At 55.5% G+C, this 20,288-nt stretch carries 10 protein-coding genes; 3 read left to right on the top strand and 7 right to left on the bottom strand.

Features of this window, described 5'->3' with window-relative positions:
* Positions 1-22: 22 nt before the first annotated feature.
* A complete protein-coding gene (locus Poly24_RS13440) occupies positions 23-328 on the bottom strand; it encodes a VF530 family protein (protein WP_145095986.1) in 306 nt (101 codons plus the stop codon).
* A 525-nt stretch (positions 329-853) separates the two neighbouring features.
* Between Poly24_RS13440 and Poly24_RS13435 the strand changes: the two genes are divergently transcribed.
* On the top strand, positions 854-1,681 hold the full coding sequence (locus tag Poly24_RS13435; RefSeq protein ID WP_145095984.1) for a CvfB family protein: 828 nt from the start codon (positions 854-856) through the stop codon (positions 1,679-1,681).
* Positions 1,682-2,753: 1,072 nt separating this feature from the next.
* Here the strand turns inward: Poly24_RS13435 and Poly24_RS13430 are convergent.
* The 3 genes from Poly24_RS13430 to Poly24_RS13420 all read right to left on the bottom strand — a co-directional run bounded on the left by Poly24_RS13430 (position 2,754) and on the right by Poly24_RS13420 (position 5,553).
* Positions 2,754-3,863: a sialidase family protein gene (locus Poly24_RS13430; RefSeq protein ID WP_197452551.1), complete on the bottom strand. Its 1,110-nt coding sequence runs from the start codon at positions 3,861-3,863 to the stop codon at positions 2,754-2,756.
* Between the two features lie 103 nt (positions 3,864-3,966).
* Positions 3,967-4,779 carry a hypothetical protein gene (locus Poly24_RS13425; RefSeq protein WP_145095978.1) on the bottom strand — a complete coding sequence of 271 codons (813 nt, stop codon included), beginning with the start codon at positions 4,777-4,779 and terminating at the stop codon, positions 3,967-3,969.
* Between the two features lie 111 nt (positions 4,780-4,890).
* On the bottom strand, positions 4,891-5,553 hold the full coding sequence (locus tag Poly24_RS13420; RefSeq protein ID WP_197452550.1) for a hypothetical protein: 663 nt from the start codon (positions 5,551-5,553) through the stop codon (positions 4,891-4,893).
* Positions 5,554-6,271: 718 nt separating this feature from the next.
* On the opposite strand from Poly24_RS13420, the gene Poly24_RS13415 reads away from it, so the two are divergent.
* The gene (locus Poly24_RS13415) at positions 6,272-7,564 is read left to right on the top strand and encodes an IS4 family transposase (RefSeq protein ID WP_145095975.1); all 1,293 of its coding nucleotides are present in this window, start codon (positions 6,272-6,274) and stop codon (positions 7,562-7,564) included.
* Positions 7,565-7,946: 382 nt separating this feature from the next.
* Here the strand turns inward: Poly24_RS13415 and Poly24_RS13410 are convergent, their stop codons facing one another.
* The 3 genes from Poly24_RS13410 to Poly24_RS13400 all read right to left on the bottom strand — a co-directional run bounded on the left by Poly24_RS13410 (position 7,947) and on the right by Poly24_RS13400 (position 19,993).
* Entirely contained in the window at positions 7,947-8,873 is a 927-nt protein-coding gene (locus Poly24_RS13410; protein WP_145095972.1) for a DUF1559 domain-containing protein, read from the bottom strand.
* 143 nt (positions 8,874-9,016) lie between these two features.
* Entirely contained in the window at positions 9,017-9,439 is a 423-nt protein-coding gene (locus Poly24_RS13405; RefSeq protein WP_197452549.1) for a carboxypeptidase-like regulatory domain-containing protein, read from the bottom strand.
* A gap of 777 nt (positions 9,440-10,216) precedes the next feature.
* A complete protein-coding gene (locus Poly24_RS13400; RefSeq protein ID WP_145095966.1) occupies positions 10,217-19,993 on the bottom strand; it encodes a dockerin type I domain-containing protein in 9,777 nt (3,258 codons plus the stop codon).
* Between Poly24_RS13400 and Poly24_RS27415 the strand changes: the two genes are divergently transcribed.
* Positions 19,992-20,273, top strand: coding sequence for a transposase (locus tag Poly24_RS27415; protein WP_231753174.1), 282 nt, complete (start codon positions 19,992-19,994; stop codon positions 20,271-20,273). The two genes, Poly24_RS13400 and Poly24_RS27415, sit on opposite strands and share 2 nt — an antisense overlap.
* Positions 20,274-20,288: the final 15 nt, after the last annotated feature.

Genomic DNA, 20,288 nt, shown 5'->3' with positions numbered 1-20,288 from the left:
ACGTATCGGCGGGCAAGTTTCGTTAACCTCGGCGGGCCCGATCCCAAACACTTTCGGTCGGTTTGGGGGCACTCGGTGCTGCGACGCTCTTCTTGCCCTTCCGTTGGTCGTAGCTGATCGAATTCACATACAGCCGTTCGACTTTAGTTCGCGCCCAGTCGGTTTTACGCAAGAATTTCAAACTGCTGCTGATGCTCGGGTCATTCTGGAAACATCCGATTTGAATTCGGTCTCCCAACCGTTCCCAACCATATTCGGCAACCAAGTACTCCAGGATCGCTTTTAAGGTGATGCCGTGGAGCGGGTTATTCGGTTGAGATGAATCCATGATTTCCTTGAACAATGAGGTGAGTCTGACAGGTGAGGCGGCCCCCGACGTTTCGTTTCCATTCGCCGGCAACTCAAATGCGGTTGAGTGGATCTCGCCGCGATGCCGACCGAAGCTTTGCCTTGGAATCAATCAGCCCCAACCGACAAAACGATGTTAACTCCTCCCCCACAGATCCACAATGCTCGCCGCAGTGGCCAGCGGAAAGAGCGATCCGTGAGGCGACATGCAGGTCGATCCCGTTAGCGCGAATCAGCCACCACGCAACTAAGTATTCGCCCTGGTCTCCAACCGCAAGTCCTTCCTTTGCCGCAAGTTTGTCGACTATCATGAGTGCGGCAACCTCGATTCCAATCGTTCTATCGACCAGAGCGAACCGGGCGTTCCTACTGCGTCGGTACTGCGGATAGCGTTACATCGACGCTGCGGCGTGAGTTTTATCTCGCGACGGCATACGTTGACCGACCGCTTCGCACCCCCTATTTGCCCGACCCCATCCGCGAAAAGCACTGAAGGCTCCAGTTCATGATTGAAATCGGCAGCACGTACACCTTGGAGGTCATCAAAGAGACGGAATTCGGCGTCTATTTGGATGCTGAAAATCTTGGCGAGATCCTGCTCCCGAACAAACATACGCCCCCCGGTTTGGAGCCGGGCGATCCGATCGAAGTCTTCCTTTACCTGGACTCCGAGGAGCGGCCGATCGCGACAACGCAAACGCCCAAAGCGGAGGTGGGGGAATTTGCGTACCTGCAAGTCAAAGACTGCACGCCGATCGGGGCGTTCTTGGACTGGGGATTGGACAAAGATGTCTTGGTTCCGTTTGCGGAACAGCACCGCCCGATGGTCGTGGGGAAGTCGTACATCGTCTACCTCTATTTGGACAACCAAGATCGAATCACCGCAACGTCGAAGATCGATAAGGTCGTCGAGGAGGATGACGATCACGATTTCCGGCCTCAGCAGGCCGTCGATTTAATCATCGCCAACAGCACCGACCTGGGCTTCAAAGCGATCGTCGATCAGAGTCACTGGGGCCTGCTGTATAAAGACGAAGTCGATCAACGGCTCAGTTTTGGGCAGAGCATCCGCGGCTACATCAAACAGATTCGCGAAGATGGCAAGATCGACCTGAGTCTAAAAAGTGGCCAACAGATTCGCGAAAGCTACAGCCAAGTGATTCAAGACTACTTGCGCGATCACGACGGGTTCGCACCGGTTCACGACAAGTCACCGCCAGAACAGATCGCCGAGCTTTTTGACATGAGCAAGGGACAATTCAAAAAGGCGATCGGTGGACTATTCAAGCAACGAGTGATCACCATCGAAAGCGATGGCATACGATTGGTTTGATCGAGCAGTTGCCCATCCGTGTCTAGTCGCCTACACGTTTTCATTGAATTGTCGATGAATCGTCGAAGCGAACAATTGGTCCTTTAATTGGGATGCCAGCACAGCCCGTTTGACCATAATGATAGTTCTCGATCTATCCGGTCCCTAACGCCGTTATCCGCACGCTCACTCAGCCAACGCTCACTCAGCCAACCTCATCCTGCCAACCTCATCCTGCCAACCTCATCCTGCCAACCTCATCCTGCCAACCTCATCCTGCCAACCTCATCCTGCCAACCTCATCCTGCCAACCTCATCCTGCCAACCTCATTCTGCCAACCTCATTCTGCCAACCTCATTCTGCCAACCTCATTCTGCCAACCTCATTCTGCCAACCTCATTCTGCCAACCTCATTCTGCCAACCTCATTCTGCCAACAAACACACGACCGGACGCCGCGTTCCGACGAAGTGCCGGGTGCCGAACGGCGGTGCTACGCATTCCCGAACCGTGAAGCACTGGCAGGATCAGCAGTAAGGGACAGTGCATGGGCCAGGTCCAAGGTGTCTGCTCATCGACGTCCGCCATGGGGCTTAGTGGGCAGATTTGAACGGGAAACAATACAGGCCAGGCGACGAAGGCAAGCAACGAACAACCGAAGACGCGGCAGCCGCGCGGATCACTTTGCAGCGGAGTAGCGCATGTCGAGTCCACTGCATGCCCCCCCAAACCGTGACAGCGTGGACATACGGCGGCCACGGGAATGCCGCTCGCGATGCATACACCCAATATTGGCAGCAACTATGGCGGCGATGCCAAACAACCCCAGGGAGAGGGAACACGACAGCCAGAACATAACGGCTTGCGTTCGTCGTCGACGAACGTAACGTTAGGCGATGCGTAAGGATTGTGACTAATGTCTCCTCAGAGGTTCAATCCGGCAACGAACCGACCCACCGGGCGGCAGGATCTGAGGTGCCATTTGTAAATGGCTCCCAAGAATCGAATCAAAGGTCTCTCAGGAATCTCTGATCAACAGGGCAGCTAAAAGAGTCTTGGCACCTTTTGATTGGCCTAGGATTGTTGAATGACGTCAATCCCGCGTCGCCGGGTTTGGCGTGTTGAGATCACTTCCCTTATCCCGTGGCGCAATCGTGATGACACCCCCGTAGATCGAGTTGGGGCCATCTTTTTCACCTGCGTAGTGAACCATAAACCAATCGTTGCCAGCGAGGTGCGTCATCCAGGGATAGCCGAAATCTTCAACATCGGGAGAAGAAGTCAGGACACGGTTCTCCTGCCATTGCAGCGTATCTCGCTCGGCTTGCCACAGGTTGATCCAATTATCGCCAATTCTTTCTGTCTGCAGCGCGTAGAGCCGATCAGGTTGCGTCGGATCGGCAACGAGGAAAGGGCTCGGATGAACCGCATTTTCGTTCCCTTGGATGACACTCGGTCGAAATTGCCAACTCGCGCCTCGGTCATCACTGACGAATTGATGGTAGGCGTGGGCAGAGTTTTCGCGAACTAACCCAACCAGACGCCCACCCGAGAAGATGAAAGTTGGTTCAAAGTATTTCCTTGTCGTGATCGTCTTCGTCGGCCCCCAACTCTTGCCATTGTCTTTGGAATACGCGATCCACAGACCCTCTCCGCGTGGCTTTCGGTAGTGGCCGCACACGGCCAATCCTTCTGCCGGAACCTGAAATAGATGACCGAAGACCGATCCCGTTTTGCTGTCTCCAATCTCGGAAGTGTCGGTACTTTTCCAGGTTTTGCCATGATCCTCGGATCGCCAACCGTAGATATGGTTGCGAAGGTCATCCGTAAAAGCCATCGCCATCAGAACGATGGCACCGTCGTCAGCTTTTCCAATAGCCAGGTTAGCAGCATGCTGATACCGCATCGTGCTGTCGAAAGTCTTCAGCACATGAGGCGATGTGAAACTGTTGCCGCCATCGTTGGACACCGACACAGCGGGGCAACCGTCACCATTGACGTGTTTCCTCCCCGCGATGTAGGCGACGACAATACTGCCATCATCCGCTTTGATGACTTTGGGCCACGACAAGTGACAAAACCGTGCGTCCTTGGGTGCCGGCACGATGATCCGCGTGGGACTTCCCTCACCTGAGACCGCCGACTGGCCGCCCATCAATATCACGGCGGCGACTATCAATCGGGTGAGAATATCAAGCTTCATGGCACAGTCTCTTTGCGAGCACAACAGATACCAATCACCCGGCGGCGACGAGAGATCGTCCATTTGAAAACACCCGACTTCGCCGCTCGGGTTCATTGGATTGTTACCCAATCATTTCCGGTGCTTTAAGAGGGATTGAACCAAGTCCAATGCAAATGTCCGATTGCGATGTGAACACAGTGTCTGATCGAAAGACAAACAGTGGGTGAAGACGACCGTGCCCTCCAACCCAGAGAAACAGTTCGGCCCCGAACGCGGACGGTGTTACAAGGACACCGCCTTCGGTTGCAGTAGGGATACGTTTCGTGATGTCTTCGTGACTGCCGATTTGGAAATCGTTCTGTATAAGCCATTCACGTTCCAACCCGAAGAAGCAATGCTCGTCGATAACGGGCGCAATTTCCTTTTTCGAGTAATCCATGGCAACGTGAAACACGGAGTTTGGGATGTAAATTCGCATCTGTTTGCGCTGCACCTTCGATGTTGGAGACAACCCGCTGTCCAAAAAGGTCTGGCGCATGATTGAATAGATGATGTAGTGGGCGCGAATCTGATACGCGGTCAAACGCCCCACGAGTGCAGTGAAAGTCGCGCCTCGATCATCGCGTGATTCTGTTGTGCGTGAAGAAGCGAGCACGCCCCCGAAGTACTCGGACGACAGTCGATCTGTGCAGTACGACCCATCATCGAGAACATCACGTAAAACTTTGGGTGGAACCTGAGCGTCCTCGTCAATCCTTTCGCCCAATTTAGACGCTGCACTTCTGAAGATTTCAGCGACGTTTTCGACGCGTTTCTCAGTGAACGTTTTTAAGCCTATGCCCATGTAGTCGGCCGTGGGGCCAAGAAGTTTTTCGACGACCTTGGCCGAACCTAGCGCAGTGCCAAGTATTGCAAGTCCGGATCCGGGGTCCATCAATCACTCCTGTTGGATAACGATCAAAATCACCGGGTTGCCGCCAGCGACGTTGATTTGGAATGCGACCCGGACGGCAACTCCGGTGCATTTTTTTGTTATCTGGCCCTGTCAGATGTAGTCGGCGATCAACCGAATGACGCCGTTGATCATATCGTCAACATCATGATCATTGTAGGCGTTCCAATCGCCGTGCGCCGCGCTGTTCCGGCGGTCGGCCCACGCTGTGATCTGCTTTTGCATCCCCTTATTGTAGGTCCCCACCTTTGCCAAGTTGGCATTCATCTTGTCGAGTTTCGAATGCGCAATACCATTGCGGGAGCAGAGGTCCTTGAGGGTAGTTTCAAGTGCGACGCCTGCCACGACACACGCTGGATCTTTGTAACCAGCCTTCAACAGTGCGCGCGATTGTTCAAGCATGTCGTCAAAGACTTCCGCCTTCACGAGAGACTGTAGATTGAATAAATAACCGCCTTCGTAATCTTCACGAGCGGCATCAAAGATTGACAGAGTGCGTTTGAACCCATTGTATGACTCACTGACACCAGCCGAGTTACGCGAGAAGTGTTGGAAGTGGATACTGTCTTCACCAAACAAGCGTTGTAACAGATTTAGCACGCTGGTAGCCCAGCCAGTGAAATTCGCGGTATCTATCTTGAAGAGTTGCTCACCCTCATTGCGATCGAAAAACCAAGGCGTCTTGGCCGCGGCAATCGCGGTCGCCTTGTCGTGCAGCTCTTGGAACCGCTGCGAAACGAGTGGGTTGGTCTTCATCAGGCTCGCTCTTGCCAGCTAACTATGTTGTTCACCTGCACGTCCGGGTGGGAATCTAGGATTCTCACCTGCTATTACCGGTCGTGGTTGAGAATTAGTGCGACGTTTGCAACGTACTCACAACCCGTTGCTGCGTGTTAGGAAGCTGTTTGTTCTCACCAGGCGCTTGACTGGCGACGACTTGCCGCTCGCTGCTTCTCTGGCGGCCAATCTTACCCGTTGTGGGGGCGGTGTCAACGTTTGGCGTTGGACGTCCAGGGCAAATCAGTGATTCAAACTGGAACGGCAGAGGCAAAAGTAACCCGACGCGTGGGCGAAGAATTCACGTGGTGCCTCGCTTACGCGTCGGGTTACCAATCAATGCCCAAAGTAGACCAGTGTTTTGCCTTGGCCCTAGGACTTCGCGACCGAAGGGCGACAACCGATTTGAAACGCAGAGGCGCAGAGAACGCAGAGTTGGTACGCGACAGGGCTCCGCGTCTCGTAAGACCTCGCAACAATTGGCGAACCTTGGCCGTAAACGAAGCGATTGATGAAGGGCGAATAAGCTCAAAGCTGCCAGGCCTCTTTGATAAACTAAGGCGTTAAAAGAGTCCTGACACAATACTGTTCGGCACGAAAGTTGCGCATTGAATTTTGCGTGTTTCTGGCACGGCTTTTGCGCACCGGGGAACCAATTGCGGATGGTCCGCCAGTTTGACACACAGCGGATGAGCCAGTGCCAAAGCGACTCCCCAAACGACGAAAGCCAACGCCAGAAAAACGCCCCAGCGATCAGTGCACGGCCGACGAAGCTCAGCTCGATTTCAGGGCCCGGGATCTGCAGGGCCTGAAGTTTTTTAAAAAGATCCGACCGCTGTTAGATTCGCTGCACGAAATCGGCACACAGCGTGACAAGTCCCACAACCGCGACCTGCACATGGACCAGTACGGCGTACTTGTTCTCATGTGGATGTTCAACCCTATCCTGACGTCGCTCAGGGGGCTCCAGCAAGCCAGCACACTCAAGGATGTCCAAAAGAAGTTCGGCGTCGGGCGAGCTTCGCTCGGATCACTCTCGGAGTCGGTGAGCATCTTTGACCCCGAACCGCTGAAGCAAATTGCGGCGCAACTCGCGCACGACGTCCCATCAGCCGATCCTTCAAAGTTTGACGCGATCGAACACCAACTAACCGCCGTCGACGGAAGCGTGTTCAAGACTGCCGTGCGTGTGGCTTCGCTGGGCTGGTTGCCTAACAAAGCAGGAGGAACCACGAAGGGAAAGTCCGTTGATGGATACCGAATGCACACGCATTTCGAGATACTTCGCGGAGTCCCCGAACGCATGGATGCGACACCGGCCAAACCGAAAGGAAAGGATGACGAGAAGTCGGTCTTGGCATCGGTGCTGCAACCCGACCGCTGCTACGTGACCGATCGTGGTTACGCGAAGTTTGAGTTGTTCAATCAAATCAACGCTATTGGCAGCAGTTACATTTGCCGGGCCCGAGATAATAGTACACCGCAAATCCTAAGTGACCGAGAGCTCACGCAAGCTGACCGCGATGCCGGCGTTCGCGTCGACCGAGAAGTCATCTTAGGCGCGTGTACGAGCAACCGCAAAACGGTTCCAAGTGATCATCCAGTTCGCTTCATCGAGGTCGAAGTCCAACCTCATGTGCGCACCGGAAGCAAAGGCACCAACTGCGACGGTCGTCTGCGTTTGGTCACAAACCTGATGGACGTTCCCGCCGAACTGATTGCCGAAGCGTATCGGCTTCGCTGGCTGATCGAGTTGTTTTTTCGAATGATCAAGCAGCTTTTGGGCTGTCGACATCTGCTGAGCACCAAGCCGGAAGGCGTGGAGATCCAGATGTACCTAGCGATCATCGCGTGTCTGTTGATTTTGATCTACACCGGCGGCCAACCGAACAAACGCACCTACGAGATGATCTGCTTCTACTTGCTCGGCTGGGCCAACCTGGAGGAACTGGAAGCACATATAGAAAAACTGAAACCCAAAGCTCTATAGAAGCACTGCGCGCCGACCGAAGTCCTGTGACTTCGGCGTTCGCTGCTGCGCGGTCAGTGGTTGACGCCCATCCTTCACCGGGCAATTCGCATCCGGAATCATCATCGCCAACTGCAGTCCTGATCATCTCTGGACGCAGCAGCAACCGGGCCGAACAGTATTGGTCCTGACACCTTTGATTCGTCCAACGCATCGATGAACCGACTGAGATGACGAAGGTGACGTCAATCCTGTCACCTCAATCGACAGCAAAGCCGATGAGTTTGGCGATCGTACATACCACAAAGGAAGGCTATGGGCTGTGTGGCGAGCGCATTCAAGGCTGCCGAACACCCTGAATGCGATTGTCTGAAGACCGCAGCCCTTCCTTCGGCGTGACTCACTATTCAGTGATCACTTCGCCACCTTGAGTCGTGCTCATGGCTCGGTACGTATTGAGGTCGATCGTTTCGCTGATAAACCGAACCGATGCGTCACAATGGGAAACCTGCACTCCGCCCGGATGACGACTTCGCGCGGCAAACATGATTGGATTGGCGGTCGTTGCAAGAGCGCAAGGAAGCTTCAAGACGGGATTGTTTTGGAAGTAGGCTGCGTTATGCAGCCGGTCAGGCAAGCTCGTGTTGGGCGGCAAATAGGTGGTGAAGTTGTTGTTCAACCCCCACCATGTCATGCCACGGAGATCCGTGCCTTGCCCTTGAAGGATTTCGCCAAACATGAAGGTGTTGCTAGTTCCGTCGATGATATCACGAAACTTCTTCATCTTGCTCGCCTCACCCTGCAAGATAATCTCGAACGGTGCGCCGTTGTACTGAACTCCATTTAGCGACGCTAACTGCTTATAGCCATTGGCTGAGTCGAGCCCCGTGTTTCCAAAGTTCGCACCATAGTTATGCAACGGCATGTTGCTGTACATGTTGGGGAGGTCGCTGGGGCAAGTGTGCGCCGACAGCCGCTGTTCGGTCACCTGACGGTTAACCGTGGAACTGTAACGTCCCGAAGTATTAGGAATGTCAAACTTGTTACCCTGGTTGTACAGTTGATACAAATTGTCTTGTTCAATGTAGGGCAGCGTCGCAATGACCCAAGAGCCCCACCCCCAGCCCCAGTTGCCAGCCGGGAAGCTTTGATAGGTGTCGTGATAATTATGCATCGACAAGCCAATCTGCTTCAAGTTATTACTGCACTGCATTCGCCTGGCCGCCTCCCGCGCCGCTTGAACCGCAGGCAATAGCAAACCAACCAAGATTCCAATGATCGCGATTACGACCAACAATTCAACGAGTGTAAAACCACTTTGACGTTTCATTTTTCCATACACCTGTGAATGCGTCCAAAACAAAAAACAAAAAACTAGATTTGCAAAACCATCTCACATATCAAATCAACGTTCGGCTCATCACGATACAACCAAACAACGTATTAAGAGACCTGTTAACACTTGGCAACCTGTTACGGAATATCTACGTCGAAGACATTTGCCTTTTCCCCGGTAAGCTGCGTGGTCAGTTTGCTTTGCAAGTTATACTCCTCGGGGATAACTTCCTCACGTGGCGAAAACGCGCCCGGATCACCGGGAGCCTCTCCTTCGACAGGCTTTGGCGCGGCAGCATCCTCCCCCGCCTTGGAGACACGAACTGTGTAGTCCCCCGGAAGAACGCCGGTCTCGGCAGGTACTGAATATTCGCCATTGGTGATCGGCGCACCGGTCATCCCGGAACCATCGACAGCGTCAAATTGAATGTTGCCGTTATCGAGCGGCTTGCCTTGAAAGGTGACTGTTCCCGTCACTCCAACTCGTCCTCCAGTGTCGGGACCGCAACCGGAGATGATCGACGTGAGTACAACGGTGACAAATAGACTACGTGACAACATAACAACCTCTGACTAAGAACCGAAAAGAACACCACTAAAACGACTGGCATGATATTTCCGACATATTGAACCCTTTTCACGGCAAAGTGAAATTAGGTAACCCAAGCAAAGATGCCGGATGAGTTTTATGAGATTGCGATTCGTTATCGTTCCGTGAAAGCAGCGGGTGGTCCCAATCGTTGCCGATGTGTTGTTGACCATTACAGGGTCCGGCTTGTGATCTGGTGGGTGTTGTTTACCGGAGTTCGTTGGTGAAACGTGCCGGAAAAATGGGGTGCAGCGGCGAGACCGATTGCTGCCGATTGCTGCCGATTATGTGACGTACAAGGGGCGGGGGAGTGTGTCCTGCATTTGTTCTTCCAAACAACGACTTGTTTCAGCTCGACGACCGGGTGGGAACAAACGAGTTTGAGCCGTTGTATTGGTCGTCACTGAGAATTGATATCGCGCTGGCGCGAACTGCTCACAGTTTCTGGCGATGCATGTGCCGATAGCAGACCTATGGGCCTCACGAATTGAGTCGACTGGCAGCACCTTGGCGTGTTGTCATGTTTTTTGGCGGGCGCCCGATTCTACCAGTTCAGGGGACGCGGTGTCAACTTTTTGCGTTCGGATCCTTCCACGAGCACCGGAGGAAGGGATGGAAATGATGCAGGGACAAACAGGTCGACACAAAACCATCACCGCTCCGGCATGTCACGTTGTTATAGCTCAACGCTGCGTTTTAGACCACGCGGCCACAGGTTTCCTGTACCGCTAGTTGTAGCGTTCAACGGACTAAATGCTGAACTCCCACAGAGCCGTGTCGATCAACTCATGCCACTCTTCCTGCGATGTCGGCTCATCGTCGGTCAATGCAGCGTCCACCGCATCGACTGGGATCGCATCCGAATATCGGGTTGCTGTGGGGACGGGGTACTGCGTTGCTTTGTCGACTCGCAAGAAACTGGCCGACGATTCTTGATCGATCAAATCACGATCTTCGATCGCCTCACCCTCGCTGCTCTCAGAAACAGGTGCCGTGATGGACTCGCCAGTGCTGCTGTGCAGTTGTTTCGCGTTCAGGATGTTCAGGACTCGCAGGGCATCGATTGGCGTTAAGCGTTGGTCGCCGTTGACGTCGAGGAGCCCTTCGGATTCGGTGCGTTGCGCTGGCAGCGACTGGAATGTGCGAGCGCGTAGGCCGTCGAGTATCAAGTCGGCATCGACGGCGGTCACCACTCCGTCTTGATTGACGTCGGTTTGATTGATGGCGTTTTGCCAGATGCTTCTGTCGGAATGGGCTCGCAGGGCAAACGTTGTACTCGAATATTTGACGGGCGTTCCTCGATCGATCGCCGTGACGATAATCGACCACGAGCCGTCGTTGGGGATGTGAGCCGCATCAAATGAAAGGTCGTCTGGATTAAACGATAGCCAGCTTGGCAGTGGCGATCCATCGGTCAAACGTGCGGCGTAGATCAACGAATGGTCCGAATCGCTATCGACAAATGGGTCGTCGGCAATATCGAAAGTGAACGGCTGGCCCACGGTGGCAACAAAGCTTGGCAGTTCGTCGACCAACTCAGGGGCTGCGTTGTTGTCGGAGACGACAAGCGGTGCGCCCGCGAGATTCAGGCGGGCAAGATTCGATGCCGTTGGCGTTGCCGCCACCTCGAAGGCTTGGAACAGGTACTCCCGTCCAATCGCCGACAATGGGATCGGTACGGTCCCCGTTGCGTTGCCGTTTGCATCGGTCGTTGCGATGATCGTCACCGAAGGATCGGCAATGCTCAGAATGACTCCGAATTCCGACAGCAGGCTGAGCCCCGGTTCAAATCCCCAAGCGAACATGATCGAGCTGTTCGGGGTGAGTCCGGATGCTTCAAACCAAGCCCCTTCGGCAAGGATTGCGCCAAAGACAATGTCGGGATCGTTGTCGATCGCAAGCGGGTTGCCTTGACGCGCGGCGTCTTCGGCCACGTTCTTCAACAGCGGACTGAAAACTTTGGCCACCGTTCCAAAGACCAATTGTTTCAGCCGTTGCAGCGGAGCCTGTTTGGGCAGATCGTCGCCGCGCGATCGAGCGTCGTTGACGCCGGGGCCACCGTCGATCGTGTCGACGCCGCCATCGCCACCGTAGACCAGATCGTCCCCCTCTTCGCCATATAGATCGTCGTCGCGGTGTTGTCCATACAGCAGGTCATCTCCCACCCCACCGTAAATCACATCGTTGCTGATTTCCGACGTCTCGCCATTGCGGCTGTATTGCGTCGCGAGTTCAAAGTTTTCGCGCCACAGATAATCGAGTTCTACCGCTCCAGGATCGGGGTAATCATAAAGCAAGTCGGGCGTCTCGGATAAATGGACGGTGAGGATCGCAAGGCTATCGCCCAAGATCACGTCGTCGCCCGCGTCGCCATGCATGACGTCGTTGCCCGCCAGTATCTTCACGTCCTGCGAAGTGCCACCGCGGTGGGCAAATTCTGGATGCGAATAGCGTGCGTGCAGGTCGTCGAACTCGAATTCGTGGTGCCGTTCGACCAGGAAGTCGTGCACGTCATTGAGAAGATCGGACAGGTTATTGTCCAGTTCACTCGATTCGGCCGGAGTCGAAGGGTTCTGCAAAACAATGGGATTGATCAAGATGCCGAAGTCGCCGATCAAGGTGTCGTCGCCCAGATCGCCGGCAATCGAATCGTCGCCGATCTGCAATTCGTAGCGATAATCCGCGATGATGTTGGCCAGTGCCGATTCCGCAATCGTCCGTGAATCACGATTGTGATCCGTCTCGATATGCGTTGTCAGCTCGCTGTGCACTAACGTCTGTTGCGCGGTCAGAGCATCGCGAGCCGCTTGCCACACCGAGGCATCTATCGGGGAATCGAGTTGCACTTGATCGAGCCGCATCCCATCGACCGCCGGCGTCAGGATCGTCCCTCGATCGCCGATCACCAGGTCATCGCCTTGCTGACCGTCAATCGTATCGTTTCCGATCCGCAAATCGTGATGGTCAGGATCGGGGCTGCTGCCAATGTTCGCTGCGATCAGTTCATTGAGGACTTGGTAATGCGCTTCGAACAGCACATGCTCCAGGTCGATTGCCGCATGCTGCAGATCGCGTAGAGATTGATGCTTGGCCAGAGCGGCGTCGACGAAGTCCGACTCTGCAACGGGCAAGCCCGTGACAAACGAAGCGATGATCTGGCCATCGTCACCAATGATTTGGTCCGCTCCATCGCCGCCAACGATATCGTCTCTGCCGACTTCGATTGTTTTTGTGTCGGCGATTAGATTGATATCGTGTTGAACGTGGTCGAAGTCGATCGCCAGCGTGCTGAGTGTGTGCTTGACCGCGGCCAAAGCGTCTTGCGCGTCGCTGGCTGCGGCATCGACTTCCGATAGCCCCGTCTTCATTGGCGAGAAAACGCTACCGTTGTCGCCAACCAACAGATCATCGCCATCGCCACCATCGATCGTGTCGTTCCCCGGAAGCACCGACTCGTGCCCCACCACATCGGGAACGATTGCCAACATGGGGCTGATCGAGGTGCCGTCGGCCAAGGTTAATGCGCCAGCACCGACTTGATTCAGCACGTCGCTCGTGACATCGGGCAGAGTATTGGCCGAGCTGAAATCGATATCGAAGGCCGAATTCATATCCATGACTTCGGGATACAAAGTCGCTGGAGTCATGAAGGCCCAGCCGCACGAATCGGCTGTCGTCAGCGTATGCTGCGGAGCCGTTAGCCCCGACAAACGGATGCCATTAAAGACATGTGGCAGGTCGGTTTGCATCGGCGACAGGTTCGATAGGCCGTCACCAAAGACCGAATCATTGCCCGCGTTGCCGCTGAGGTTGTCGTTGCCTCGTTGGCCGATCAAGACATCATCGCCGTCGTCGCCCAAAATCGTGTCGTGGCCGGCTGGTTCGAACTCCAACAGCAGCAGCGAGGTGTGCCAAGCGTCGTTGTCTGGCTGCAACGCTCGCGATCCGTCGGCATTGTAATTCCCGGCCAGCACAACCATGTCCGCCTGCAAAATCTTCGCCGCCAAGTCGGGATCGAGAGACCGCAGCGGTGTCGTGTCGAGATCGATCGTTCCGACCAACGTCGCGGTCTCTTCCAGATAGACTTCGCGATGCGGCGTGCCATCAAGGTTCAGCCGTGCGGTGCCATCGCCGTTGAGGGTGCGATGGATGTATCCAACATCTCCCAACACAATGTCGGGACCCGCTCCGCCACGCAACGTGTCATCTCCCAGACCGCCGATGATTTCATCGTCGTCCGCTCCGCCATCGATCTGATCGTTGCCACGCTGGCCGTGAAGGATATCTCGTCCGGCGTCCCCGAAGATCATGTCGTTGCCAGAAATTAGATCGATATCGTCGAAGCGTTGCACTTGGCGAATCGCGTCGGCGTGCAGCGCGGGGTATCGCTCCCAAGTCGTTGGCGAATCGGTGATTTCGGTTCGCAGAATCAATCCGTTGTCGCCAAGCACCACGTCAGAATCGTTGCCGCCATGGATCGTGTCATTGCCATCCTTGCCGCCAAGGACATTGTGACCGCCGGTGATGTCGTCGTCACCATCATCACCAAACAGGATGTCGTCGCCTTGCTGCCCCAGGATAAAGTCATCGCCGGCGTCGCCATGAATGGTGTCGTTGCCACCGCCATCCGAATCGCCAGTGAAGATCGACAGCACCGGTTGGTTAGCCGCCTGCGGAACGATGTCGATCGCTGTGCAATACGATGCTGGATCGTGATTGATGACAAGCGTGTTGTCCAAGCGGCCGTGATCCCCGAGCAAGATGTCGTGATCGTCGCCACCAAAAATCGTGTCTCCACCGGTGCCGCCCAGCACGATGTCTTCCCCGCCGCCGCTGAAGATATGGTCGTCGCCCCCAATCGTCGGGTCGATCGATTCCAACAGCGTCAGCGAACTGGTAACTCCAGCGACAACGAAGGTCGCCCGGCCGTGATCGCCCAAAATCAGGTCGTTACCGGTGTCAGGGCCCAGAAGCGCGAACGTCGTTCGATCGATGTTGATGAAATCGGTGCCAGCACCACCGAAGACGATGTCCTCGCCATCGCCCGAGTCGATGTTATCGCCGGCCCCTTCGGATGAATCGCTGGTCGTGATGTCGACAAGGACGCCCGCCGCATCAAAATTGGCGACACCGTTGTCGCCGATGATGATGTCTCGCAAGCTGCCGCCACGAATGTCGTCCGCTCCATTGCCGCCAATCAGAATGTTCGACGCGTTGCCAGCCGTGATCGTGTCTTCGCCGCCGATCGTTGGCGTCGCGGTGGAAACGCGCGAAACGATGCCGGTGACCGTGTCGAAGATCGCTACCCCTTCGTCGCCGACGACAATGTCGGGTTCGTTGTCGCTGCCGGCCAACAAGTCGTCGCCCCCTGCGCCGCCGAAGATGATCTTCTCCCCAGCGCCGGCGGTGATGAAGTCTTGGTCACCGTGGTTGGGAGCATTGGTTTCGATCCGCACCAGGATCGATTCTCCGCTGGCGATATCGAAATCGGCCACGCCGTTATCGCCGACGATCAAATCGTCGCCCGATTCGGGTGTGAGCGGATTGGCATCGCGGCTGAAGTTGACGTAGTCGGTCCCCGTTCCGGCAAGAATGATGTCGTTGTCGTTGCCGCCGGAAATTCGATCGCTGCCGCCGATGGCTGGCGATTTCGTGCGGACCTGATCGATCAGGCTCTGGAAGCCCGATCCGGTACCGGCGGGGACCGAAGTGCGGTCGATCGAACCGTTATCCCCCAAGATCACGTCGTCGCTGGATTGGCCGTCGATATCGTCGTCGCCGGCACCGCCCAAGATCTGATCGCTGCCAAGGCCTCCGTCGATCGTATCGTTGCCCCCTTCGCCGTCGTTAACCGTCAGAATCAAGTTCGCTTCGCGACGAACGCCATCGGTTTGATCCTCGGGATAGGTCGAGATCCGGTAAGCGCTGGTTCCGTCGAGCGTCTCGGTGAAGTTCGGCGAAATCGTTAGCGTCGTGTCCGAGTTGGCAGTGATCAACCGTGGCTCTTGCAGGAAGCCGATGCCGTTGTTGATGTCGACAAACAGACCGACCAGTCCCATGTCGAAGCCGTTGGCCTCGGTGAAGTCGGCTCGCGAATCGCGCAGGTTTTGCGAGATATTAAAGTCACCGTCGACCGTGCCCGTGATCGGTGCCGGCGCGGTCCCCAGACGCGTGACGATGGAATAATTCCCGTTGACATCCTCTTCGCTGAAGAAGTCGACGCGGCCTTGATCGCCAAACAGAATGTCGTCGCCGCTGCCTCCGGTGATGGTGTCGTTGCCGAGACCACCGAAGACGACAACGCCTAACGTGGAACCGCTGGCGTCTGCGATATCGTTTCCATTTTCGGCGTTGACCGCCAACGCTCCATCAGCGAGTTTCTTGATCGTGTAGGTGTCCGAGGAATCGGGCAACGTGTCCCAAACGCCGTCGATCGTCAACGTGTCGCCGTTGTTGCCGAGAATCGTCCGAACTTGCTCGGTGCCGGTTCCCGGATTGATCAGCAACTTGTAGCCCACCAAGCTGCCCATCGCACCAAACGAACCGCTGGTGTCTCGCAGCGTGGCGAAGGAGGACTGCGTTGGGTTGGTGGACGATGTAACGGTTCCCGAGGTGACTGTTTGGTCGTCGGCGTCGACATCGACCGTGATCGTATCCCCCTGAACACCGTTCCAAAGGATGTCGTTTCCGGTGTTCAGAAAAGTCCAGGTTTGGAAAGACCCGACTTCGGCGATCGACACATTCTCGCGGCGGGTATGGGTCCCCAGGATTTGGAAATTGTTGTTGCCGCTGCCGAGATCGATCTGCAGAACTTCAAGTTTTCCATAGGTGATACCACCGGCTCGCAGACGGTTTCCGATGGTGACATCCGGCCCCATGTTCAGGCCCCACAACCGATTGGCGGTCAGGAAACCGTCGCTGTCTGCAGGGCTGTCCTCGTCGTGAATGAACATGACGTCGACGAGTTCGGGTTCGTTGACGAAGAAGTTGAGACTCTCGGACGTGATCGCGTAACTGCGGATCAGATCGTCGTCGCTGGCAACAAATGCTTCGTCGATTGTCAGAGTCACCACGTTGTTCAAACTGGTGGCAGCCGTGATCAAGCGGAACTGTCCAACGACCGGATCATTAGGATCACCCGTTGTGACGCCGGTGATCTCGATCGTTTTGCCGACCAATTCGCCGATGTCGCTGAGATCGGACTCTAGGCCTAGCTCGATTTTTTGAGCCGCGTCTAGCGTGAACTGAACGCTGGTTCCCGCGACGGAATCGACATTGCCCGTGCTCTCTTTAACGTTCGTCTCGTTGGGCAAAGTCACCGGTGGACTAATACCGACAAGCGAGCCCTCGCCGCCGGCCCCATCGACAACGACAGGCCCAAGGATTTGGCTGAGCGTATTGGGGCCGTCCGCAAAGACCTTCGTATCACCGCCATCGACGACCGCATCGTCCTTGGCACGGACGCCGATTCGTACCGGAACATCCCAATTGGATTGAGTAAACGTAACGTAGAAGTTGCCGTTGCCATCGCTGACCATCCGTGGGCCGAGGATTAAATCATAATCGAACAGTTCGACTTGAATATCATCGGTGCGAATGCCGCCGGTTCGGGTTGTCTTGGTGATCTCTGGCGTTACAAGAATCTGCACGCTGCCGCCGCCAACACCATTGTCTGGCATCGCGGTTAAGACCACTTCGAAAAGGTCTTCAAAAGGAGAATCGCCGGTATGAAAGGAGCTAGGGATTTCGTTTGGCTTGGTGGGGCCGTCGACTTTCGTAACTTCGATCACGTCGGTGGAACCACCCGTTTCGCGCACCAAGACCGTCGGTGCGTCGACATCATTGATCTTCGCAACAATTGGACGCGTGAACGCACCGGCAAAGCCAGGATCAGTGTAGGTGTATGAGACCGACAATCCGTTGCCCACGACCGTCGAATATTCGCCGTTGGCGCGGAAGACGATCTTGTTGCTGACGATTTCGTAAACAGGAGCTCCCGACGAGCCAGCCTTGGGAGCATTGATCGGGTCGTAAACCGATAGGGTTTGGCTGTTGTACGTTACATTCGAAATGGCAATCGGATGTTGGCTGAGCCCAACAAATTCGACCGGCGCGTCGCTGGAAATGATGAACTCATCGGTCGTTGCCAGCGTTCTGTCGGCGTCACTGGCGGTGCTGATCCCGCCGCCGGCAAGATCGCTGATCACGAATTCGATATGGCTGGTGTGGAATCCTTCGCGCAGGCCATCCGCCTTGGCGACGACCCGCACATCTTGGAATTCGCTCCAGTCGGCCCCGAAAGTAAGCTCGTTGTTCGCGATCGGTATTCCGTCGAGGTTTTGCAGTTCCAGCTGCGTCCCTTCATAGACAAGCTTGACAGTCACCGCGCCAACCGGAGCTCGCGTCAGTCGCACTCGCACGACATCTTGTTCACCCCAGTAGTCGCCGTCGCCACCTTCGATCAAGGCTGTAATGGTGTCGAAATCGGCGACATCTCCGTTCTGATAGCCACGCGTTTCGTCGACAATCAAACCGGCTTTGTCGTTGTCTTTGATCTCGACCGAAACACTGGCAGTGGGAAGCCCATCGTAGCGCGTAATTCGATAAAGGGTTTCGCCCGCAACGGGATTCGTCCGCCAAGAGCCGTTCAAAATCAACGTGTTGCCGTCAACGGTGCCAAGGATTAACCGTTCCTGCCCCGCCCCCGGTCCGCCGATGATTTGCAACACGGCCCCACGCAGACCTTCCGCTCCGTTGCTGGTCAGTCGGAAGTTCGTGTCGATGTCACTAAACGTCGTTCGATTATCGAGCGTGGGCGGGAAGTTCTTGTCGGCGGGCAATGCTGTCGGAGATTCATCGATCGCTGTGACACGGCCGACGATCGCATCGTCGATGCGGATTTGGTAGCTGCTGTCCGTATCGGGCATATCGCTCAGCAACCACCCGCGATCGAGTGTCAGCGTCAGATCGGCATCGACGACGTCTCCCGTCACCCCCGTGATAAACCGACTTTGCCCGATCCCCAGTCCATCGATGATCGTGACCTGGCGTCCAAGCAAATCGTCGGGGCTGCTGAGTGCAGCATTTCCGGCGATCGGATTCGTAATGGTGAGGGTTGGATTTGTGGCGTCGATCGCTGGATTCCCGCTCAGCAGCGTGCCATCCAAATCGATCGAGAAGTTGCTTGTGGTGTTTGGCACGCCGGTGCCGGAGAGCCAAGCGCGGTCGACTGTCAGCTTCATTTGGCCGTCGACAAGCGTGGCGTCGATGATTCGGCGCGTCTGAATCCGACCGTCGTCGAGGGGCACCGTAACGACTTCGCCCAGGAATTCGAAGAACCGACGGTCGGTATCGATCGTGAGCGTCGGGCTTCCCACCAGACTGACTGGCTTGCCCTCGAGGGTGGCGACAGCGGAGGTCACCAAGTGATTGATGACTGCCGAACGAACACCTTCGAATGCAGAATCGTCGTAGGTAAAGCTGCCGTCGTACGGGACCGCCTGCTTAATCTCGGGCCGCGTGAACAATTGCCCTGTATCGGTTTGCGTTACGGAATCCGCGAGTATCTCAACACGCTGTGGGATGTACCAATTGTCGGCTGTAAATCGTAACGTGATTGCCGATCCGTCCGCCTTTTCGTCGGCCCCAGCGGGACCGCGCAATCGGAACGCCAAAGCGCCCATTTCGCGTTGATCGGGCGTTAACAATGGTGCCAACGCTTTTACAAAGACATCAAAGCCAGGCATCGGGGCTCGAGACAGAACGACATCATAGAAGTCCAGGAAGTTGGATGTTGAATCTTCGGTAACGATCGTCGATCCGTTGCTCTCGCGAATCACCACAAACGGTTCGTCATTATCCGCTACGTTAGCCGAGACGCCATAAATTGTCAGATCTTCATAACGCACGTCGTCCGAGTAGGTGACGTCGTTGGCGATGATACCGCTGTGTCCCTTCAAGTCGTTGCCGACGACCGGTGGCGTATCGCCGGACATGTTAAAGGTGTCTTCACCGAGACCGCCAAACAGTTCGGTCAGGAACGTTTCACCGGTGCTTTCGACGTAGAAGCGATCATTCCCTTCGGCGCCGTCGACACGCAGCGATTCGATATTCGTAAAGTTGATCGTCACCCCGCCACCGTAGACACCGTCATCGGTCACGACAAAATCGTCTCCGAATTCCGTGCCGATTACGATCAACGTATCGAAGCCATCGCCGCCGTTGATGTTTACCGGCGCGTTCACGGCATACTGAACCAAGTCGGCTCCTGCGCCGCCGCTGATGTCGGTCCGTTCACGCTGCGGTTCTTGTGATCCAGCCAAAGCGAACGCGCGGACTTCAAAGTTGTCGTCCCCTTCATCACCGTTCAGCGATAAGACCGCACGGTTGTGGAAGACGATAAACCGGTCGCTTCCCAAACCGCCGTTGACCGTCAGCGGTTTGCTGATCCCGTTGTGGAATGCTCCCCAAAACCTGATCCAGGTGTTATGAAAGTCTAGAGCCAATTCCGGCAAAGGATTTTCCATGAGCAAGAAACGACGACGACATTCACCCGAACAGATCATCAAGAAGCTGCGTGACGCGGATGCCATGCTTGCCGCCGACAAGAGCGTGGGTGAGGTTCTCCAAGCACTGGAAGTTAGCGAGGCCACGCTGAGCCGCTGGCGGAGCCAGTATGGCGGCATGAAGAGCGAAGAGGCCAAGCGTCTTAGGGCACTTGAGGAGGAGAACAACCGACTCAAGAAGATTGTGGCCGACCAAGCTTTGGATATTTCGATGCTGAAGGAAATCACCAAGGGAAACTGACGACCCCTCGATCGC

The sequence above is a fragment of the Rosistilla carotiformis genome, from assembly GCF_007753095.1.
Classification (GTDB): domain Bacteria; phylum Planctomycetota; class Planctomycetia; order Pirellulales; family Pirellulaceae; genus Rosistilla; species Rosistilla carotiformis.
The sequence above is the reverse complement of the archived record's forward strand: the minus strand, read 5'-3'. Positions and strand labels throughout refer to the sequence as shown.

Coding starts and splice junctions, on each gene's coding strand:
- Poly24_RS13440 (WP_145095986.1), bottom strand. CDS start 328: ATGGATTCATCTCAACCGAATAACCCGCTCCACGGCATCACCTTAAAA.
- Poly24_RS13400 (WP_145095966.1), bottom strand. CDS start 19,993: ATGGAAAATCCTTTGCCGGAATTGGCTCTAGACTTTCATAACACCTGG.
- Poly24_RS13410 (WP_145095972.1), bottom strand. CDS start 8,873: ATGAAACGTCAAAGTGGTTTTACACTCGTTGAATTGTTGGTCGTAATC.
- Poly24_RS13425 (WP_145095978.1), bottom strand. CDS start 4,779: ATGGACCCCGGATCCGGACTTGCAATACTTGGCACTGCGCTAGGTTCG.
- Poly24_RS27415 (WP_231753174.1), top strand. CDS start 19,992: ATGAGCAAGAAACGACGACGACATTCACCCGAACAGATCATCAAGAAG.
- Poly24_RS13405 (WP_197452549.1), bottom strand. CDS start 9,439: ATGTTGTCACGTAGTCTATTTGTCACCGTTGTACTCACGTCGATCATC.
- Poly24_RS13430 (WP_197452551.1), bottom strand. CDS start 3,863: ATGAAGCTTGATATTCTCACCCGATTGATAGTCGCCGCCGTGATATTG.
- Poly24_RS13435 (WP_145095984.1), top strand. CDS start 854: ATGATTGAAATCGGCAGCACGTACACCTTGGAGGTCATCAAAGAGACG.
- Poly24_RS13420 (WP_197452550.1), bottom strand. CDS start 5,553: ATGAAGACCAACCCACTCGTTTCGCAGCGGTTCCAAGAGCTGCACGAC.